Below are 20581 nucleotides of genomic sequence, written 5' to 3' on the forward strand. Positions count from 1 at the left end.
AATAAAATGCTAAATGGCTGAATTTCTGAAAAATAAAAAAGACCTTCTTAAATTTAAGAAGGTCTTTTTTTGCGTTAAGGATAGAAACGATATCCTTTTTGTTTTTACAAAAAGATTTAGTGGATAGCCTGACCCTTTGGAGCTTTTTCTGCGGAAAAGGGTAACGCCCAAAACATTTTTACAACGAATAAATAATTCTAAACGTTACAAAACGTGGTTGTATAAAGGTTTCCGAACTAAATACCGAAATATTATTTGCGCCATTACTCACTCTAGAGTCTATATCTAAAAGGTTGGAGGCCTTGAGCTCAAATTCAAATTTTGCATCCCTATCTTTTCTATAAGCTAAACTCGCATCCCACGTTTGAAACGATTGTGATGGTCCTACTCCTTTTTGATTTTGGTAGGTAAAATCTGTTCTAAATGTGAACGCTTTTAATATATAGGCATCAAACTCTATAGATGGTGCATTGACCGTAAATGTTGTAGATGTTGGACCTTGATTATTTTTGGTTACCGTGTACCCATAACGAAGACTTACGTTTGGTGCTTCCTTAAAATTTGTACGAATTTCTGGCGTGTAACCTTGTGTGAAACTTTCGTTTACTGAGCGTATACCTTGAATAAATTGGTTGTTCTTACTGTAACTGTAATTAACTCTCATACTTGCTCTAATCTTTTTAAACGTTCTTTGAACTCGACCAAAGGCGGATAGGCTTTCATCTGCAAAATTGGAGTTGAAAAATGTGCTTGTTCTAATCACGTTATCAAACTGAGTTAAACTTCTAATTTGATCTATATTCTTGTTGTAGTTAATTACCGCAAATACATTTGTATAGTTAAAGAGATTGAAACTAAAGTAACTTAGATTGACGTTGTGTGACAATGAATTTTGAAGTTCTGGATTACCATAGCCAATACTATTGTAATTATTTAAAACTAGACCTTCTGCTAGATTGGTAACATCTGTAAATGAATTGTTCATGTTATATCTAAAGGTCAAGCTTTCACTCTTTTTAAATTGGATTCGTGTTTCGAAATCTGGTAAAACCCTAAAGAAATTATCTTTATACTCTTCTCCAAATTGTGTATTCTTATTTCCATAGGAATGAACAGAAAGCCCAGGTGTAATGGTAAATTTACCGGTTTTTAATCTGTAGTGCAACCCTAAATAGACATCGCTAAAATTATAATCGGTATCGTTTTGATTCACCAAAGTATTACCACTTACGGGATCTATTAAAGTAGCAACTGGGTCAAAAAAGGTCCCGTCATCTAAAAACTGGAAAATGTTTGAGTTAAACTGTTGCCTGCTCAATATCGTACCCAAGGTTAAATTGATATTACTTTTATTGTTCAAAATATGATAGTAATCTAATTTAGCATCCAACTGATTGGATTTTATGCGTCTGTTCTGGTTTACGTCGTAACCCAATTGATTTTGATTTAACCCTAAACTTTCTGCTGTATTGTCATATGGATCTTGAACATCTGGATCTGTAGTGTTCCCTAAAAGTGCATTATAAAATGGATCTTCATCTTTGAAAAGATGCTGTCCTTCAAAAGCAAAAATATTTTTTTCGTCTAAAGTATAATAGTAATTCAAACTTTGGTTGATACTAAACGGTTTTGCCTTATCCAATTGGTTGGTACTACCAACAACCGAAGAAAACAAATCCTGGGTTTCAAGATCGTTAGACACTCTTCCCAATATGTCATAATCCAATTGATTATTGACGTTTGGTTTGTAACTCGCACTAAGTTTAGCAAGCGCTTGATTTGAAGCTTCGCGCCCAACTTGCACAGTTTCTTCATCTGGAATACCTAAATCTGAATTTGTATATCGCACAAAACTCTCTTCGCGAGTTCTCAGTCTGCTACTGTTATAAATGAAAAAACCACTAAGATCCAAATTTTTTTGAGGTGCGTAACTAAAGTTTGCAGCACCTAATTTAGTAACGACTTCTTGTGCATTAGCAATATTGGTAAGACCGTTAAGGCTGTTATTACCTAAGTTTATATTTGTACCACTACTTCTTGAGGGTGCTCTAAAACCGCCACCAAAATTTCTAATGTCCCGATTGGTGAGTGCAACCTCTCCAATATTATTCATGTCACCAATAAGGTTTACACTATATTTTGGACTATAGTAAAATAATTTTGGCTGTACGAGATAAAGTCCATCTGTATCTGCAACTCCTGATCCTGCAGTAATATCACCAAACCAAAAATTTTCTTTACCTTCTTTTAATTTGATATTTATGGCAACGTTATCTTGATTATTTGTGACACCGCTCATTTGCCCAACTTCGGAATAATTACGCAATACCTGAATTTTATCGACCGCATTAGAAGGGATATTCTTAGTTGCCAATTTAGAATCGCCATCAAAAAAATCCTTCCCATTAACCATAAGCTTTGTGACGACCTTACCTTCGACTTCTATTTGTCCGTCTGCATTAATCTCAACACCTGGTAATTTCTTGAGGACGTCTTCCAGTTTTCGTTCGCTACCATCCTTAAAAGAATCTGCATTGTAGACTAAAGTGTCACCTTTTATGGTGACAGGCATTTCATAGGTTAATTCTACTGCCGATAGCGCATTATCTGCTTGAAGTGTGTAATCTTTTGTTATGTCAACCTCTTTAGTAGTTATCGTTTCAGATACTGTTTGCATCCCTATGTAGCTCACTTGAACAGTGTACACCGTATTTTTATCCAGATCAAGCTTAAAAAAACCTTTATCATTAGTTATGGCATACGATGCCATAGCTTTAGTTTCTTTATTTATAGCAATAATATTTGCCAGTTCCAGAGCCTCACCAATACTATCTTTTACAACTCCTTTAACGGTAATCTGGGCACTAGAAAAACTCGCTACTAAAAGCGTTACAACAATAAAAAATTTTTTCATTTGATTGATTTTGACTTCCTTTTTTTCTTCGGAAGAATGGGAACTTTTTTTTGAAAACCTAATTAATTTCTGCGACCACCTCGTCCACCATACATCTCTCTCATCTCTGCAATTTTATCTTTCATGATTTGATTGTATTCGTCACGCGTTACGATGTCTCCTTTTTCTGGTTTATCGATAGCTTCTTTATTTTGTGGATTCATCACGATTTTAGTACACAACATTACTGTTTTATCTGCGGTAACCTCCAAAATTAATCCTGGTAATCCATGATATTCTCCCGGACCTGTACTTACAGGAATCTGTGGTGTGTACCATGCGGTAACAATCACAAATTTTGGAACTTCAAGCTCATCAAAAGGATCATCAGATTCTTTTTTTGTACTATCTGCTTTTTTCTCACCCTCTTTTTTCTCATCATCACCACCTCTTCGACGCATACTCATAAAATCCATTTCATCAACTGGTTTCGTTGTAGTGGCTTTAAAGCAAGTGTACTGTCCAATTTGTTTGGTTTCGTTCTCTAATTTCCATTCTAATTTTGGTAAAGAATCTTTTACGAGAAACTGCTTTCCGAAGAATTCCTGTTCCTGTAAGATCAAAGATTCTTTGATATTTTTATATTGTGGTCCACCTGTAAAACTACTCATCATTCCTCCCCAACGACTGTTGCCAGCTCCTGGAGCTTCTAATTTTTCTTCTTCTTTATAAGTAGATTCACTTTTATTGAAATTGAGCACATATGTTTTTTCCAGCATACTTTTCATACGCTCTGCAATCATCTTTTTTTGCTGCTCGCTCATTTGATTTGCCCGATCTCCCCAACTACTCATATCTAAAGTTGTTTTGGTTTGATAAATGGCCTGTCCTTGAAATTCTTGAGCTGAAATTGATATACTTGCCAGCAATACTATAGCAAAAGTTATCTTTTTGATAAATGGTTTCATGTTTTGAAGTCTTTAATTAAAAGTCAAAATTAATGTATATAATTAAGTAAGACTTCAAAAACACTCAAACGTTAAGTTTGAAAAGGTTAAACTTATCTTAAAATAATTCATTACCCTCCAATACTAATCTTTATATGCTCGCCATCTTCTCTACCACTGCTTTGAAACCGTTCTTGGTTTTCCTTTATTTTCTTGAGTGTAATAGCTTTAAATTCAGATTGTGTGACTTGTTTTCCTTTTTTTGGCTCTTCGATATCTATCCTATTTTCTGGATTGATCACCACTTTGCTACAAATAATTGTTTGCGAACCATCGTTGATTTCTAAGATTAAGCCTGGCAAACCAAAGAATTTCTCAGGACCAGTATTCACAGGGATTTGAGGCGTGTACCAAGCTGTTGTGACTCTAGTTTTCGTTTGTGGCTTCTCATCAACATCCTCTTTATCTTTCTCTCCGTTTATAGTCATACTATTCTTGAAAATTTCAATTTCTTCGGTGAAAGTTGCTTTAAAGCATGTGTAAGCGCCTATGTTTTTGGTTTCTGAACCTAATTCCCATACAATGGGCTTCAAATCGTCCTTTATCAAGAATATTTTTCCGAAGAATTCATTTTGATTGGTATAGGTTTGATGCTTCGTGTTTTTATACATGATATCTCCTCCTCCTGTTCCAGACATCATTACCATCATTCCCGCAGGATTTGGCGCTCCAAGAGATTCTTCTTCCTCATAAATGGATTCCTCTTTATTGAAGGTCAGAATATAGGTTTTTTCAAACTGCTTTTTGAGCATGTCCTTAATTTGCTTTTGCATTGCGGTTTCCACCTTTGTGGAGTCTAGTTCTATATTGACCTGTCGTTTCGTTTTGTAAGTAGCAACGCCTTGAAAATCTTGAGCATTTATTTTTCCGAAGAAAAAAAGCATTGCTACGATACTTAGTTTTACTAGTATTTTCATGGTTAGTCTCTATTTGTATAAAATTGAATTGCTGCCTTTCTCACTTTTTTGACTCTCTTTAAAAATTCAGCTTTATCATTTGAATTTCCCGTAACGCGGTACGATACTTTTCTTTTTACATTATCTGATATTTTCTCTCCGTTACAAGTCATTTCAAATGAAAGCTCTTCTTCTCCCTCAATTTCTTTTAATACGGTTTTAATGTCTTTTATGCTAAAGGTGGATTCAATGTCTTCTGCGGAATCCACTGTTACCGAAACCCCAAAATTTGTTATCTTAACCTCTTCTGTTGTAACCTTACCTTCTAAATTTTGCGCCTGACTAACATTAACTGTTGCCATTAAAAGTCCTAAAATTGTAACTACTGTTTTCATGATATTATATTTTTTATGATTAATACACTACAAACTTAAAGCACATGTATTTCAATTTTAGTTAACCAGTGTTAACGAGTGTTAACCGATTAGTTTTTAAGGGTTTTAACGTTTACTTTTGAACTATGAACGACGCCAAATACAGATACATACTATATATTATTGTTGTTGTAATTCTCTCAACAATTGGTATTCAAGCCTATTGGAACTATAAAAACTACCAATCTAGCAAGCAACAGGTTATCAATGATGTGCAAACCAGTTTGGACAAAGCTGTTAATGATTATTATTCTAATTTGGCAGAAAACAGCACCATCGGATTTAGTCTTGATGGAATGAGTCAAAAAGAATTTATAAAAAACGGAAAATTTGATAGCATCTTCAGCGCTATTAAAGTGACAGACACCAATGGTTTTGGCAGCACAGATTCAATAAACCCAGATTTTACAGAAGGTGTTACAATCGTTAGAGGCTCAAAAGCAGATTCTATAATTAGACAAATGCAACTTAACAATAATGATCAATTTAACGATTCGTCATCTGCGAGTATCAATCAAATAGTAAGAGATTCTTTAGATCAAAATACTTTTGAAAAAAAACTACCAGAAGACATCAAAAAATTCACCTCAAAGATTATTGTGTCTATGACTACAGACTCCTTATCGTTGGTTGGCATTGATACTTTAATCCAATCTGAACTTCGCCGAAAAGACATTGGTATCAATTACACCATTAAATATATTGATCCTTCAAAGGATGTGGATTATTATAATTCCGTAGAAAAACATATTGAAACGATAGATTCTACAAAACTGAAGTCATTTTTGAGTACATCATCAAAATCAACGCTATTACCCAAAAAGAGTGAACTAAGTCTACTTTATAACGATGTGTCCAACGATGTGTTTAAAAGAATTATTTGGGCCATTGTAATTTCAATTTTTTTAGTTTTAGCAGTGATTAGCTGTTTGTTTTATCTTTTGCATGTTATCAAACAACAAAAGCAATTAGCGGAAGTAAAAAATGATCTTATTAGTAATATTACGCATGAATTTAAAACACCAATTTCTACCATTGGTGTTGCTTTAGAGAGCATCCAAAGTTTTAATGCACTTGATGATAAGGTAAAAACTAAAACCTATTTAGATATGTCAACCGTACAGCTTTCAAAGCTGAATATCATGGTCGAAAAGTTGCTGGAAACCGCCTCTCTTGACAGTGAAAATTTAGAGCTTAATTTTGATCGTTATAATATTTCCGAAGTTATTGAAACCATTGCTGAAAAACATAAAATGCAAAACGAAGAGAAAGCAATCACTTACAATATAAAGGAAAACACGTTTGCAACTGTTGATATTTTTCATTTTGAAAACGCCATCAATAACATCATTGATAATGCTTGTAAATATGGAGGCGACAAAATTATTATTGATTTAAAAACTATTAAAAATCATATAGAAATTACCATTGCAGATAATGGCAAAACACTCACAAAAGCCTACAAAGACAAAATATTTGATAAATTCTATCGCATCCCAAAAGGAAACCAGCATGACGTAAAAGGGTTTGGGATTGGGCTTTATTACACCAAAAAAATCGTCGAAAAACACGATGGAACTATTACTTTAGAACTTGATCATAAACTAACCGCTTTTAAAATCTCAATCCCAAATGTCTAAAACAACTATTTTACTAGCAGAAGATGAGCCAGCCTTAGGTCAAATCATAAAAGAAAGTCTTGAAACCAGAGATTTTAATGTCCTTCTGTGCGAAAATGGAGAGATCGCCAAAAGCGTCTATGAGAAAGAATCTCCAGAATTGTTAGTGCTCGACGTGATGATGCCAAAAAAAGACGGTTTTACATTAGCTAAAGAAATTAGGGTTTTGGACGACACCATCCCAATCATTTTTTTAACCGCAAAATCACAAACCCAAGATGTGGTTGAAGGTTTCACAATTGGCGGAAACGACTATTTAAAAAAACCGTTTAGTATGGAAGAGTTGATCGTTAGAATAAACAATTTATTGCAACGTTCAAAAATTCAAAAAACTTCGGAAACTTTAAAAATTGGAGATTATTCATTCGATTTCCCGAAGCAAATCTTACATTTCAATGAAAGCCAACAGCAACTTACCCATAGAGAAGCACATTTATTATTCCATCTCGTGAAAAACAAAAATCAAGTATTAGACCGCTCCCTAATATTGAATAAACTTTGGGGAAATGATGACTTTTTCTCTGCACGAAGCATGGACGTCTTTATTTCCAAACTGCGTAAAAAATTGGCTAACGATGAGAGTATCCAAATCATCAACGTTCGTGGGTTTGGGTATAAACTCGTATTTTAATCCTTCCGAAGAAAATCATGACTCAATCTATTATCAAAACGATCCGTACTAAATTACTGGTTCAATTTTTGTACTTTACCAGTTCTTTAATTTTGGTATGACGATAACTCGATATTTACTTTTATTATTTTCGGTATTTGCAACTGCACAGTCTCAAATTGAATTGATTTCAACAGATTCTACAGCTATTAAAGCAGATCAAATTATCGCCATAGATAATTTTGAGACCATCTATTACACGAGCAATAGCATTATCTATAAACAGCCATTAGAAAAACCAGCCATTAATTACAGTAACGTACAGTTGGGCATCCCAACAATGGTGAACACGTTCAATCCTTTAAAAGTGATTGTGTTCTATCAGGATTTCAATACAGTGATTATTTTGGACAACCGTTTTGCCGAAATTTTTAAAATTGATTTCAACAGTATCCAGCCCTATAAAAATGTGACACATGTGTCTTCCGGTTACGATAATACCATTTGGATTTTCAACCAAGATCTTCAGCAATTACAACTGTACGATTACAAAACCGAAAAAATAAGAGCAACCACAATACCTGTACAATCCAATGTGCTGGACCTAAAAAGTGATTATAATTATTGTTGGATGTTGACCGAAAAGTATCTGTATCAATATACTTACTTCGGAAGTTTAATCTCAAAAACCGAAAACAAAGGCTATACAGATATCGCAATTAGCGATGAGAATCTCATTTTAAAAGGTGAGACTTCTCTCTACTATAAATTAGAAAATAGTGATAATATCATCAAGCTGAAAACGCCAAAATTGTTAATAAAACAGTTTTTATTGACCAACGAAACCTTGTATATTTACGACTCGATAAAACTTCATAAATACCAACTAAAAATCAAATAGATATGCACGTTGCTGTCGCAGGAAACATTGGTGCAGGTAAAACTACACTTACTACATTATTAGCTAAACATTACAAGTGGGAACCGCAACTAGAAGATGTGGTAGACAATCCTTATCTAGACGATTTTTACAACCAAATGGAGCGTTGGAGTTTTAATTTACAGGTCTATTTCTTAAACAGTAGGTTTCGTCAAGTGGCCCAGATTCGTGAGAGTGGCAAAGACATCATTCAAGATAGAACCATTTATGAAGACGCACATATTTTTGCACCAAATCTTCACGCTATGGGATTGATGACCAATCGAGATTTTGAAAATTACCGTTCGCTTTTCGATCTTATGGAATCTTTTGTTCAAGGTCCAGATTTATTGATTTATTTACGCAGTTCTATTCAAAATTTAGTGGCACAAATTCATAAAAGAGGTCGCGATTATGAAAATTCTATCAGTATAGATTACTTAAGCAGATTAAATGAGCGTTACGAAGCTTGGATTCATGGTTACGACAAAGGAAATCTATTGATTATTGATGTAGACAATCTTGATTTTGTTGCCAATCCTGAAGACCTTGGAGACATCATTAACAAAATCGATGCTCAAATTAACGGTCTCTTCTAAATCTTAGCATTTAGCTAACACAATTTCCACCTTAATAGTTTTATTTTACACCTATGAAATTGTATAACTCCAAAAATTATCATCGTGATCTATCGTGGTTACGATTTAACCATCGTGTGCTTCAAGAAGTTGCAGATAAACGCAATCCGCTATACGAACGCATCAAGTTTTTAGCCATTTTTTCGTCAAATCTCGATGAATTTTTTAGAGTTCGTGTTTCAGATATTAGACAAATCAAATCTTTAGAAAAACCACTTCGTAAAAAACTCATTACTAAGCCCAACAAGGTTTTAAAAGAGATAAAGAAGCAAGTTCATCTCCAGCAGGAAGAATTAGGAAAACTTTTTAATGAAGACATCAAACCAGATTTAAAAGAAGAGGGCATTCATCTTATAGATTACCATGAGTTTTCAAAATCACAACAGGATATTGCTAACTCGTACTTTGAAAAGACCTTAAAACCATTATTGGATCTTAAGAATTCCTACCACGAAAATCCAGATTCGATCTTTGTAGAGAATGAAGCCTCTTATCTTACCACGATGTCTGGCAACACGCTACATTTAGTTAAAATTCCAGATAGTGAGCCTCGTTTTTTTGTGTTTCCTTCGGAAAATGAAAATCATTACATCACCTTTATAGATGATATTTTAAAGTATAGTCTGGCTAAAATACATCCAGACGATTCCGTTAGATATTATGCACTAAAAATTTCAAGGGATGCAGAACTATATATCGAAGACGAATTCTCTGGAAACCTGATGAAAAAAATCAAGGACTCCCTTCCTAAGAGAGACAAAGGTCAACCAACTCGCGTTTTGATTGACAAACGTATGCCTGAGAAACTTCAGGAGATAATAAAAGACGCCTTAGACATTTACAATGCCGATTTAGTTTTAGGCGGAAGACATCACAATTTTAAAGATTTTTTCTCCTTTCCAAATCCTACGGAAAAAGATTTAACGTTTAAAGAATTAAAACCAATACCTCATCCTGTCTTATCAAAGTCAAAGAACATATTTGAGACTATTGATGAAAAAGATCAATTACTCCATTATCCATACCAAGAATTTGAACCGGTTATCAATCTTGTAGAAACTGCTGCAAAGGATCCAAAAGTCACTACAATTAAAATGACCCTTTACCGCTTGGCAGAGGAATCCCGATTAAATACTGCCATTGCACAAGCTGCAAAAAACGGAAAGAAAGTCATACTGTTTATTGAAGTAAAAGCACGTTTTGATGAAGAAAACAACATTAAATGGGGAACGATTTTTAAAGAAAATGGTGCTACGGTTATTTACAGTTTTCCAGATATTAAAGTACACTCTAAAATTCTTTACATTGAACGCGAAGTTGAAAACAAAACCAAGCGTTATGCCTACATAAGTACTGGTAATTTTAACGAGAAAACCGCAAAACTATATACAGATTATGGGCTTATGACAGCTCATAAAAAAATCACCAAAGATCTTAATAAAGTTTTTATGGTACTGCAAGGAGTTACGATCGTGCCAAAAACAAAACGTCTTTTGGTGTCTCCTTTTACAACACGCATGAAACTCGAAAATCTCGTTAATAGCGAAATTGAAAATGCTCGTGATGGCAAGGACGCTTATATCATTTTGAAAATGAATAGCCTTCAAGACAAATCGATGATTAATCTACTTTACAAAGCCAATAATGCTGGCGTAAAAATAGAATTGATCGTAAGAGGCATGTGCAGTTTGGTACCTGGAATTGAAAACCAAAGTGAGCATATTAAAGTGATAAGTATACTTGACCGTTTTCTTGAGCATGGTCGTGTTTATATCTTCGGAAACAATGGCGACGAACAAATGTACATTGGATCTGCAGATTGGATGACCCGTAATCTAAGCCATCGCATTGAGGTGCTTACTCCTATTTTGGACAGCGATATTCACAAAATGCTAAGAGATTTAATTGATATCCAGCTTAAGGATAATGTGAAAGCTAGAATTATTGATGCAGAACAGAAAAATGTGTATGTTGAAAATTCCGAAGAAAAAGTGAGGGCTCAATATGCTACCTATGCGTATTTCAAAAAGTAGCGATATTACATTTTAATAAACCCATGTTCTTTAGCGTGCTCTATAGCCTGTTCGCTGCTCTCTACCATTAACACCATAGTGGTTTTAAAATTTTCTACGAGTCCTTTTACACGTAGCATTCTCTTTTTGTGTTTTACGCTTCGTAGATATATGGCGAGAATTCGGTCTGGAAATTCTTCCGCAATTTCCATGTAAATATCGGGATCGTGCTCTCCACTATCACCAATTAAAATAAATGGTAAGTTGGGATAGGTCTTTAACAAATTTAGGATCTCTTTTTGTTTTTGAGGTTTTTCATTTTCAGGTTTTTTCCGAAGAAAATTACTTAAACTACGCAGTAATATTGGACCTTTTGGGAAGTTGTTTTGTTTTAAGAATAATTCCAGGTAACGGTACAAGTTCCATGGGCTATGACTTACATAAAAAATCGGATTTGCATTCTCTCCTGATTTTCCGCGATGTAATTGGTGGTAAAATTCCGCAGCGCCTTCTAGAGGTGTTCTGTTTTTAGCATTTTTAAAAATAGAATTATAAATCACTCTCCATTTCAATAAAGAGACAACTCCAGTATGTAAAATCGTGTCGTCAATATCACTGGCAACCCCATAATCCGCTTTTTCAGAGGGGATCAACAGTTCTCCAGGAAATCTATTGTCATTTTGAATCGTGCGCTTAATATTAACGTCATCATAGGACAATTCAAAAGCAACCCAACCTTCTTCATTTGCCATCTCCTTTAGATTCTCTATGCTCTCATCAATTTTGAAATAACCTTTCTCATCTGTCGTTGCCTTAAAAATTTTATTATTGGGCAATTTTACATTTAAGCCGATGTGCTTTATTTCATCGGTTTCAAAACGCTTCCAGGTATTGATTGCCAAATGCCAAATTTTTTGGGACTCGAGATCTATAGATTCATCCTCTAAAGCACGACCGCGAGCATAGAAATGCGATTTTGTGCCATAACTTTGAAATGAAATAATTTGTAGTGGGTCTTTTTTGAACATAAACTGCTTTTAGAAATGCCAATTAGCTGGCCAAAGCCAGATGATCAACAATCCTGATATTATGGTTATTCCGAAGGAAATAATAATCCATTTTACAATTTGCTTGGCACCTAAAACAATAGCCATAATGCCTTTAAAAAGCATATTAGACAAACCTGCAAGCAAGATTAGCTTCCAACCAAAATTGGCTTTTAGTGATCCTTCTTTTATCAATTGTGACAAAGATAGTGTAATCGCATCAACATCTGTCAATCCACTAATAATTGAAACCACATAGAGTGCATTGTTGCCAAATTTTTCTTTGGTAAAGGCGACTGCCAATAATATAAAACCGTAGAGTAATCCAAATATCAATGCGCTTTTAAATTGCGCTGGATTATCGGGTTCTGGCATTTTTTCGTTTTCGGAATCATCCTTATTAATAATATAGAATAATACTACACAAGTAATTGCCATAATTAAAATTACTGCTGCAATGGGTACTGCGATTATTGGTAGTTTTTCAGGAATAATAACACCTACCTCAAAAAGCACGCGTACAAAAGACACTGCAGATGCTGTAGTAATAACAAAGACCGCAAGTTTGGTGATTGAGGTATTATCTGCAGTTTTTCTAGCATAACCAACGGTTGTTGCAGTACTGCTAATGAGTCCGCCAAGAATCCCGTTAGAAATCACACCTACTTTTTTACCTGCATATTTATAGATGAAATAACCCACAACGCTAATCCCGACAATCAAGGTTACCATCAACCATATGTTTCTTGGGTTGATAACATCTAAAGGACCATAGGTTTTATCTGGCAAAATGGGAAGAATGACCAAACTAATACCAGCAAGCGTCATTATTGCTGAAATATCCTTTTGTTTGAGATTGTCAATAAATTCATGAATATGTTCTTTAACATATAACAAAATAGCCATCGCTGCACCCACCAAAACACCAATTAACGTACTACCCAAAACAAGGTAAGCTCCAATTGCAAACATGAGCAATGCAGCGACCTCTGTGGTTTGCCCAACATCTGCTTCATCAAATTTTTTGAGTTTAATAATATTTGCCATCATCAACATAGCAGTAATACACAATCCCAAAACTGGCAAAATATACGGATTATCATAACTCCGAGTCAAAAAACCAGCCATAACACCCAACACCGAAATTAATGTGAACGTTCGTACGCCAGCCATATGGTTATCGGTTTTTTCTCGTTGCATCCCAACCAATAAACCTAAACCAAAAGCAATCCCTAAAGTCGTTAAGTCGTCATAGTTCATGATATGAAGATAATAAATTCAAGGAAAAAAATTAACTTATTTATGTTCATTTATGAACGCCATCGCCATAAGATTTTCAATTTCAGTTTTAATGTTTAGTAGTTGGTCCATGAGTTGGCGATGCTCAAGTTTTAAATCTTGCAAATCTGCTTTCATCGAAATACTTGGGCAAAGATCGTTTTCAATCTTTACCAACGCGGTATCATGCTCTAAATGCCCAACCTTGTGATCCAACTCATAAATTTTTGAGATAATTAAGATGAACCGTTTTTTTACTTCGGAAATATGCTCTTTATATTCAGGTAGTGCTTTTGAAAGATGATCTAAAGCATTTTGGAAATTAAGATTGGAATGGGAATGCGCACAACCTAATCGGATAGATCGCAGTTTAGGATCGCAAAGATTGATACGTTTAAAAATGATGGTATTATTTTCACTTCGGAAGATGGGATGGTTATCTTCATCAACAGCAACACCTTCGTGATGCATATTGCATTTCACGACTTGAAATGATTGAATGAACTCCAATAATTGAGATATATCTTTAGCACTGCCCATCAGTTTATAAAGATAAATTTAAAATAACCTTCTATCAATAGGTAAATTTACCTGATTACTAAAACTAAAAAAGCCACGATAAACGTGGCTTTTTAATGTATTTCAAATGGAATTATTTCTTATTATTTTTGTTTTGCTGAGTTTTAGCATAAGCACCAGATTTCTCGGTTACTTCTTCCAAATCACCTTCAAAAGTTTTATTAATTACAATTGTTTGACCATCTTCCATATATGTTGTTGAAACTGTAGCTTTTGCAGTATTTGGTAAATTAACACCATTTTCAGTCTCTACAGAAATAGATCTCGACACCTCAACTTCATTAATTGCTAATCCAGTCTCATCTGCATGTCCACCTAAAATTGGAGCAATTACCAAACCGATTAAACACGTCAATTTAATTAAGATGTTCATTGATGGTCCAGACGTATCTTTAAACGGATCACCAACGGTATCACCAGTTACCGCAGCTTTGTGAGCATCAGAACCTTTATATGTCATTTCTCCGTTGATCTCAACACCAGCTTCAAAAGATTTCTTAGCGTTGTCCCAAGCACCTCCAGCGTTATTTTGGAAAATTGCCCATAATACTCCAGATACTGTAACACCAGCCATATAACCACCTAGCATTTCAGCAATTGCTAAATGATCCATACCAAATAACATTGGTAAAAAGGCGATAGCTAATGGGAAACCGATAGTCAATAAACCAGGTAACATCATTTCTTTTAAAGACGCTTGTGTAGAAATTGCCACACATTTATCATATTCTGGTTTTCCTGTACCTTCCATAATTCCCGGAATCTCTCTAAACTGGCGACGTACTTCTTCTACCATTTCCATAGCAGCTTTTCCTACAGCATTCATTGCTAAAGCAGAAAACACTACTGGCACCATACCACCAACAAATAGCATCGCTAATACTGGTGCTTTAAAGATGTTAATTCCGTCAATTCCTGTAAACGTTACATAGGCAGCAAATAATGCTAAAGACGTTAATGCAGCAGAAGCAATAGCAAATCCTTTTCCGGTTGCTGCTGTTGTATTTCCTACGGAATCCAAAATATCTGTACGTTCTCTTACGATTGGTTCTTGTTCGCTCATTTCAGCAATACCACCTGCGTTATCAGATATTGGTCCGAAAGCATCAATCGCTAATTGCATCGCTGTTGTAGCCATCATCGCAGAAGCTGCTAATGCCACACCATAAAATCCTGCAAACGCATAAGATGCCCAAATGGCTCCAGCAAATAATAATACTGATGGGAATGTAGAAATCATACCTGTCGCCAAACCTGCAATGATGTTAGTTCCTGCTCCTGTACTTGACTGCTGTACGATATTTAGAATTGGTTTTTTACCTAAACCTGTATAGTATTCTGTTACTGATGAAATCACAGCTCCAACGACCAACCCTACTAAAGTTGCATAGAATACTCTCATTGAAGAAATTTCTACCAGGTTCTCATTTCCGAAGAAATCCATTTGCATTGTTTCTGGTAACATCCACTTACATAATGCAAAACATGCTGCTGCAACTAAAACAATAGATGTCCAGTTACCCACATTTAAAGCGCCCATAACCTGAGCTTCCTTTGCATCGTTATTTTTAATTTTCACTAACATGGTACCAATGATGGAAATTATTATCCCTACACCAGCAATTGCCATTGGCAGTAAAATTGGACCAATACCACCAAATCCAGATGTGATGATATCTCCGCCCATATCTCTAATCACATAGTTACCAAGAACCATGGCTGCAAGAACAGTTGCTACATAAGATCCAAATAAATCGGCTCCCATACCAGCTACATCACCTACGTTATCACCAACGTTATCTGCAATTGTTGCAGGATTACGAGGATCATCTTCTGGAATACCAGCTTCTACTTTACCAACTAAATCTGCACCAACATCGGCAGCTTTTGTATAAATACCACCACCTACTCTAGCGAATAATGCGATAGACTCTGCTCCTAATGAGAAACCAGCCAACGTTTCTAAAACGATGGTCATTAATTCTCCAGCTTCGTAAGTTCTACCGTCAATCACTTGGGAAGCCCAAGTGCCATCCATAAACACATGGAAAAAGACAATAAAAAAAGCGGTTAAACCTAATACAGCTAAACCAGCAACTCCAAGTCCCATGACTGTTCCACCACCAAAAGAGATTTTTAATGCGTTTGGTAAACTTGTACGTGCTGCTTGTGTTGTTCTTACGTTTGTTTTGGTTGCTATTTTCATCCCAATGTTTCCTGCATAGGCAGAGAATACTGCTCCAAAAATAAAGGCTACAACAATCAAGATATGCGTTGTTGGCACGACGAAAGATACGACTGCTAATAATATTGAAACGATGACCACAAAAATGGCTAGTAATCTATATTCTGCTTTTAAAAATGCGAGTGCACCTTCGTAGATATAATCTGAAATTTCTTTCATTTTACCATCTCCAGCATCTTGTTTCATAACCCATGACTTTTTTATAAGCATGTAAATTAATCCTAAAAGCGCCAAAGCGATTGGCATGTAAATCATTAGTGATTCCATATTTTAATTTGATTTGATTTGTTAATTAGCTGGGCAAAAGTAGTAAAATCAAACATATTTTACCAAAAAAGCAATATCAATTAGTTGATATTGCTTTTTTACTAGAATTTTGTTAAAAAAAATACTTGATTCTTAAATTGTAAATGTACGTTTCTTTTTATGTTCACTGTCATCATAGCGTTGCACACATTCGTGATAAATTTTTACAGCTTCCTCTGCATCTCCCCAACCACCAACGTCAACTTTCTTCTTTTCCAAATCTTTATAAACCTGAAAAAAATGTTCAATCTCTTTTAAACGATGTGGGTTTAAATCACTGATATCATTATTATTATTCCAAATAGGATCTGAAACTGGTACACAAATAATTTTTTCATCTGGTCCTTTTTCATCGGTCATATGGAACACTCCAATAGGTCTTACTTCCATTACAACCATTGGGTAAGTTGGCTCTGTACCCATCACTAAAACATCTAAGGGATCACCGTCCAATGCCAATGTTTCTGGTATAAATCCGTAATCTCCTGGATACATCATAGATGAAAACAACATACGATCAAATCTAATTTTATGTAATGTAAAATCGTATTCATATTTGTTACGACTTCCTTTTGGGATTTCTATTAATACATCAAAGGTTAATTCTCCAGTTTTGCTCATTACTTTATTTTTTACTTCGGAAAAATAGATTCTATACTATTTTCGGGCTGCAAAGATAATGTATTGTTCGACTTAAGCAATTAAAATTGGATTTGAGTTTCTCTTAAAAATTGTCGATCTTAGTGATTAAACGACTGCACTATACATTATGACCAAACAGATCACTTTAATAACAATTCTATTATCTATATCAATCTGGCCCATGAACGCTCAAGACTTACAAAAACACCAATGGAAAAACAGACTATTATTGGTCTTAACAGATGATATCAATAACCAAGAGTTCAAAACTCAAATAGAAACGCTTGAGAAAGACATCAACGGACTTAAAGAACGAAAACTCATTATATACCAAGTTATACCTCAACAACATAAAACAGGATTTGATAACGACGATCATTGGATAACATCGTCAAATCTCTACCAAGACTTTAAAACCAAAGACAAACCTTTTGAGATCATTTTAATTGGTTTGGATGGAGGTGATAAATTGAGACAGCATACAGTTTTAACTACTGAAAAATTATTTAGTATTATTGATGCGATGCCTATGCGACGTGCTGAGATTAGGAATAAAAATTAGTAGCAACCAACATCAAAATCGTTATTATAAATTTCTTTTTCAGTTTGAGCCAACTTTAAATTTACGCATTCTCAAACAGACTCTTCATAAGGAAAAACCGATTGTCTTTATTTTTTTTTAATCTAAATACATACTACTGCTAGATAGTAATTCACTACCTAAAGCTTCGGCTTATTTTGTAATTTCAAGAAAACGCAAAAACAGTATTATGAAAAAAAAAATTTTAAAATGGTATCCAGTAATTCTAGCATTTCTATGTCTATTATACTCTGTAGGGCTCGGTCTATTTGGTATGACAGAAGAGGCTCAGTATTCAGCGCACTGGCCTGCGACTATACTATTGTTCGCCATCGCAATTAGACAAAGAAGAAGATCATGAATAAAGGATTTTTAATAATAGGAGGTATTATATTCGCTGTGTATATATATCTAACTTTTTGGAATATTTATATTTCACACAAGACCCAAAAGAAAAACAATTATCCCGAGCTTGAAAAAAAAGAAATCTTTGAAGCTTACGACAAAGCCAACAAAGAGGACAGTAGTAAATAATTGCTACGTATCTTATTATATATTTTGTCAAATCTAGTTTGTTTTACTTTTTACTTCGGAAATATATTAGCGACCTAAAAATTCAATTTTAAGATTTTGTAAAACCCATTTACACAAGTCATAGAAGATTTAGCTCAAAACCGCTCGTTTTTATTTCTGTAGAAATCATCTTTAATCTTACAATCAATTGTTCCCTTAATTTGTTTAACTTGTACTCTTCTCACAAGAAATCAACTGTTTAAATGAATTCCGAAGAAAATTTGAATACAGATTTTAAAGACAAACCATCGAGAAATACATTGGTCTATAAACTGTCTAAAGAAATTGAGATCAATCTCAATAATGAACAGTTTGGCGTGGATAGTCTTGCAAAATCAGTCGGGATGAGTAGATCCAGTTTGCATAGAAAACTACATAAAGCTACTGGTTGCTCTACAAGCCAGTTTATGAGGGAATATAGGTTAAAAAGAGCTTTTGAAATCCTTAGCCATGAGGATATTACTGTTTCTGAAGCTGCTTATCGTGTTGGTTTTAATAGCGCGACCTATTTTAATACCTGCTTCCATAAATTTTATGGTTATACTCCTGGAGAAGTGAAATCTAAAACCAGTAGGGAAACTTATGTAGGAAGTGAATTATCCAATAATGAAACCGAAAATATTTTATCTGTAAACGAGGAAAATCGTAAACCCAACAGAAGTAAACGTAAAAAAAACCTGTTATGGATTGGTCTGCTACTATTAATGACACCTTTGGCTCTTTATATTTACCAAACTAATCAAACAGAAAATAAAGCAAGTTTAACAGTCGAGAATACAACCAAAGAGAAATCGATCGCTGTACTACCCTTTAAAAATTGGACTGGAAATCCCGATTTGGAATATATTAGTGATGGCATGACAGATGCTGTTATTTCGAGATTAACAAAAATAGGTGCACTTGATAAAGTAATACCATTTACGTCAACCTTAAAATTTAAGCAAACCGATAAGACCATTGATGAAATTGGAAGTGAGTTGGGAGTAGCAACACTTTTACAAGGCAATTTCCAGATTTCGGGCAATCAAATTAGCATCAATTTACAAATGTTGGATAGTCGTACCAACGAACATATATGGTCAGAAAAATATGTTCGAGAATGGAAAAGTGAAGAGATTTTTGAAATGCAGACCGAAGTTGTAGAAGACATTGCAGACAAAATGAATGCCTTAATAGCAAAAGATGAATTGGCAAGCATTAAAAAAATCCCTACCAAAAGCAAGCTGGCTTATTCCTATTTTCTTCAAGGCGATTTTCAAAAGAATAAAGCAAGTGAACTGTCCTACTCAAATGCCCTTACCCTTTATAAAAAAGCGATTGCATTAGATTCTAATTTTGTTCAGCCCTATTTGGATATGGCCAATATATATAATTTGGGTGGTGGTGTATGGGGTTTTTATGATGAACAGGAAGCATGGAACAAGGGCAAAGTCCTTTTAGAAAAAGTACTTGAAATAGAGCCAGACAATAGTCAAGCAGAAGAAGAGTTACTTACTGGGGAATTTTTCTATGGTTGGAACTTTAAACGTGTTGAAGACTATTACCAAACTATTTTACCAAATTCTTTCTATGACAACTCACCGGTGATCTCCCTTGATTATGCCATTAAAACAGGAAGGCCCGAGAACGCTTTGAAAGCCAGTGAATATTTTAGCTCAATGGAGCCTTCAAACGTGTTTTTTCCCTTTTTCAAGGCGGAATCCTTACTTTTTTTAGGCAAAAAACAAGAAGCCATAAATGTATTAAATGATGCCGACCCTTTGTATAGCGATAACTTTTTTTATTTAAGAGAATCTACTAAGTTGTATTTTTATTTGGAAGACTATAAAAAATCAAGAATTCAACTCAATAAAATTTTAAATAAGTTTTCCGATTATCCACCAATATTGATGTGGTTTAATAGTATTTATGCTCAGATGGATGGAGCTTCTGCGGAAGCAAAAAATTATTTGGCAGCACTAAAAAACGAATACAGTAAAGGTTCTTCCGGTAGTCCAGCTTGGTTTACAGCTCTTTATTATGCCTATATAAAAGACGTCGACAAAACATTCGAATGGCTTCAAAAATCTTATGAAAGGCACGAGGTTGAAATGACCTGGCTACGTGAAGAGCCCTTATTAGCACCTATAAGAACTGACCTTCGCTACAAAGAACTTTACGATAAAGTAGGTTTTTCCGATATCGGACTACCAATCAAAACAGCTTTTTAAAAATAAGTCTTTTACTACCTATTTCAACATAAGT

The 20581-nt window shown here is 34.6% G+C and carries 17 protein-coding genes; 8 read left to right on the forward strand and 9 right to left on the reverse strand.

All coding sequences use genetic code 11. The features are described from left to right. Positions 1–178: 178 nt before the first annotated feature. The 4 genes from GQ40_RS10615 to GQ40_RS10630 all read right to left on the reverse strand — a co-directional run bounded on the left by GQ40_RS10615 (position 179) and on the right by GQ40_RS10630 (position 5191). On the reverse strand, positions 179–2914 hold the full coding sequence (locus GQ40_RS10615) for a TonB-dependent receptor (RefSeq protein ID WP_047548038.1): 2736 nt from the start codon (positions 2912–2914) through the stop codon (positions 179–181). Positions 2915–2976: 62 nt separating this feature from the next. After that, complete coding sequence (locus GQ40_RS10620) at positions 2977–3861, reverse strand: GLPGLI family protein (RefSeq protein WP_052184227.1); 885 nt, start codon at positions 3859–3861, stop codon at positions 2977–2979. A gap of 110 nt (positions 3862–3971) precedes the next feature. Next, positions 3972–4817 carry a GLPGLI family protein gene (locus GQ40_RS10625; RefSeq protein WP_047548039.1) on the reverse strand — a complete coding sequence of 282 codons (846 nt, stop codon included), beginning with the start codon at positions 4815–4817 and terminating at the stop codon, positions 3972–3974. Positions 4818–4819: 2 nt separating this feature from the next. Beyond that, a complete protein-coding gene (locus GQ40_RS10630; protein ID WP_047548040.1) occupies positions 4820–5191 on the reverse strand; it encodes a hypothetical protein in 372 nt (123 codons plus the stop codon). Positions 5192–5316: 125 nt separating this feature from the next. Between GQ40_RS10630 and GQ40_RS10635 the strand changes: the two genes are divergently transcribed. The 5 genes from GQ40_RS10635 (at position 5317) to ppk1 (ending at position 11109) form a co-directional block, all read left to right on the forward strand. Beyond that, positions 5317–6870, forward strand: coding sequence for a sensor histidine kinase (locus tag GQ40_RS10635; protein WP_047548041.1), 1554 nt, complete (start codon positions 5317–5319; stop codon positions 6868–6870). Continuing rightward, a complete protein-coding gene (locus GQ40_RS10640; RefSeq protein ID WP_047548042.1) occupies positions 6863–7540 on the forward strand; it encodes a response regulator transcription factor in 678 nt (225 codons plus the stop codon). The genes GQ40_RS10635 and GQ40_RS10640 overlap by 8 nt, the downstream gene beginning before the upstream one ends. A 97-nt stretch (positions 7541–7637) precedes the next feature. Next, complete coding sequence (locus GQ40_RS10645; protein ID WP_047548043.1) at positions 7638–8420, forward strand: hypothetical protein; 783 nt, start codon at positions 7638–7640, stop codon at positions 8418–8420. A gap of 2 nt (positions 8421–8422) precedes the next feature. Further along, the gene (locus GQ40_RS10650) at positions 8423–9037 is read left to right on the forward strand and encodes a deoxynucleoside kinase (protein WP_047548044.1); all 615 of its coding nucleotides are present in this window, start codon (positions 8423–8425) and stop codon (positions 9035–9037) included. A 53-nt stretch (positions 9038–9090) separates the two neighbouring features. Continuing rightward, entirely contained in the window at positions 9091–11109 is a 2019-nt protein-coding gene (gene ppk1, locus GQ40_RS10655) for a polyphosphate kinase 1 (RefSeq protein ID WP_047548045.1), read from the forward strand. A 5-nt stretch (positions 11110–11114) separates the two neighbouring features. Here the strand turns inward: ppk1 and GQ40_RS10660 are convergent, their stop codons facing one another. The 5 genes from GQ40_RS10660 to GQ40_RS10680 form a co-directional block, all read right to left on the reverse strand. Then, positions 11115–12116, reverse strand: coding sequence for an App1 family protein (locus tag GQ40_RS10660; protein ID WP_047548046.1), 1002 nt, complete (start codon positions 12114–12116; stop codon positions 11115–11117). Between the two features lie 9 nt (positions 12117–12125). Continuing rightward, on the reverse strand, positions 12126–13394 hold the full coding sequence (locus GQ40_RS10665) for an MgtC/SapB family protein (protein WP_047548047.1): 1269 nt from the start codon (positions 13392–13394) through the stop codon (positions 12126–12128). A 36-nt stretch (positions 13395–13430) separates the two neighbouring features. Further along, the gene (locus tag GQ40_RS10670; protein ID WP_047548048.1) at positions 13431–13952 is read right to left on the reverse strand and encodes a hypothetical protein; all 522 of its coding nucleotides are present in this window, start codon (positions 13950–13952) and stop codon (positions 13431–13433) included. A gap of 112 nt (positions 13953–14064) precedes the next feature. Further along, positions 14065–16503 (reverse strand): sodium-translocating pyrophosphatase, encoded by a 2439-nt coding sequence (locus GQ40_RS10675; protein WP_052184228.1) that lies wholly within the window; start codon positions 16501–16503, stop codon positions 14065–14067. Between the two features lie 132 nt (positions 16504–16635). After that, complete coding sequence (locus GQ40_RS10680) at positions 16636–17163, reverse strand: inorganic diphosphatase (RefSeq protein ID WP_047548049.1); 528 nt, start codon at positions 17161–17163, stop codon at positions 16636–16638. A gap of 202 nt (positions 17164–17365) precedes the next feature. On the opposite strand from GQ40_RS10680, the gene GQ40_RS10685 reads away from it, so the two are divergent. From GQ40_RS10685 to GQ40_RS10690, 3 genes are all read left to right on the forward strand, one after another. Beyond that, complete coding sequence (locus GQ40_RS10685) at positions 17366–17746, forward strand: DUF4174 domain-containing protein (RefSeq protein WP_047548050.1); 381 nt, start codon at positions 17366–17368, stop codon at positions 17744–17746. A 375-nt stretch (positions 17747–18121) separates the two neighbouring features. Further along, positions 18122–18298: a hypothetical protein gene (locus GQ40_RS17735; protein WP_197052671.1), complete on the forward strand. Its 177-nt coding sequence runs from the start codon at positions 18122–18124 to the stop codon at positions 18296–18298. A gap of 242 nt (positions 18299–18540) precedes the next feature. Then, entirely contained in the window at positions 18541–20547 is a 2007-nt protein-coding gene (locus GQ40_RS10690; RefSeq protein ID WP_047548051.1) for a helix-turn-helix domain-containing protein, read from the forward strand. Positions 20548–20581: the final 34 nt, after the last annotated feature.

The organism is Psychroserpens sp. Hel_I_66 (assembly GCF_000799465.1).
Classification (GTDB): Bacteria; Bacteroidota; Bacteroidia; order Flavobacteriales; family Flavobacteriaceae; genus Psychroserpens.

What these genes read in the sequence shown, in the direction of transcription:
- GQ40_RS10615 (WP_047548038.1), bottom strand. Translation starts at nt 2,914, where the DNA reads ATGAAAAAATTTTTTATTGTTGTAACGCTTTTAGTAGCGAGTTTTTCT.
- GQ40_RS10620 (WP_052184227.1), bottom strand. Translation starts at nt 3,861, where the DNA reads ATGAAACCATTTATCAAAAAGATAACTTTTGCTATAGTATTGCTGGCA.
- GQ40_RS10625 (WP_047548039.1), bottom strand. Translation starts at nt 4,817, where the DNA reads ATGAAAATACTAGTAAAACTAAGTATCGTAGCAATGCTTTTTTTCTTC.
- GQ40_RS10630 (WP_047548040.1), bottom strand. Translation starts at nt 5,191, where the DNA reads ATGAAAACAGTAGTTACAATTTTAGGACTTTTAATGGCAACAGTTAAT.
- GQ40_RS10635 (WP_047548041.1), top strand. Translation starts at nt 5,317, where the DNA reads ATGAACGACGCCAAATACAGATACATACTATATATTATTGTTGTTGTA.
- GQ40_RS10640 (WP_047548042.1), top strand. Translation starts at nt 6,863, where the DNA reads ATGTCTAAAACAACTATTTTACTAGCAGAAGATGAGCCAGCCTTAGGT.
- GQ40_RS10645 (WP_047548043.1), top strand. Translation starts at nt 7,638, where the DNA reads ATGACGATAACTCGATATTTACTTTTATTATTTTCGGTATTTGCAACT.
- GQ40_RS10650 (WP_047548044.1), top strand. Translation starts at nt 8,423, where the DNA reads ATGCACGTTGCTGTCGCAGGAAACATTGGTGCAGGTAAAACTACACTT.
- ppk1 (WP_047548045.1), top strand. Translation starts at nt 9,091, where the DNA reads ATGAAATTGTATAACTCCAAAAATTATCATCGTGATCTATCGTGGTTA.
- GQ40_RS10660 (WP_047548046.1), bottom strand. Translation starts at nt 12,116, where the DNA reads ATGTTCAAAAAAGACCCACTACAAATTATTTCATTTCAAAGTTATGGC.
- GQ40_RS10665 (WP_047548047.1), bottom strand. Translation starts at nt 13,394, where the DNA reads ATGAACTATGACGACTTAACGACTTTAGGGATTGCTTTTGGTTTAGGT.
- GQ40_RS10670 (WP_047548048.1), bottom strand. Translation starts at nt 13,952, where the DNA reads ATGGGCAGTGCTAAAGATATATCTCAATTATTGGAGTTCATTCAATCA.
- GQ40_RS10675 (WP_052184228.1), bottom strand. Translation starts at nt 16,503, where the DNA reads ATGGAATCACTAATGATTTACATGCCAATCGCTTTGGCGCTTTTAGGA.
- GQ40_RS10680 (WP_047548049.1), bottom strand. Translation starts at nt 17,163, where the DNA reads ATGAGCAAAACTGGAGAATTAACCTTTGATGTATTAATAGAAATCCCA.
- GQ40_RS10685 (WP_047548050.1), top strand. Translation starts at nt 17,366, where the DNA reads ATGAACGCTCAAGACTTACAAAAACACCAATGGAAAAACAGACTATTA.
- GQ40_RS17735 (WP_197052671.1), top strand. Translation starts at nt 18,122, where the DNA reads ATGAATAAAGGATTTTTAATAATAGGAGGTATTATATTCGCTGTGTAT.
- GQ40_RS10690 (WP_047548051.1), top strand. Translation starts at nt 18,541, where the DNA reads ATGAATTCCGAAGAAAATTTGAATACAGATTTTAAAGACAAACCATCG.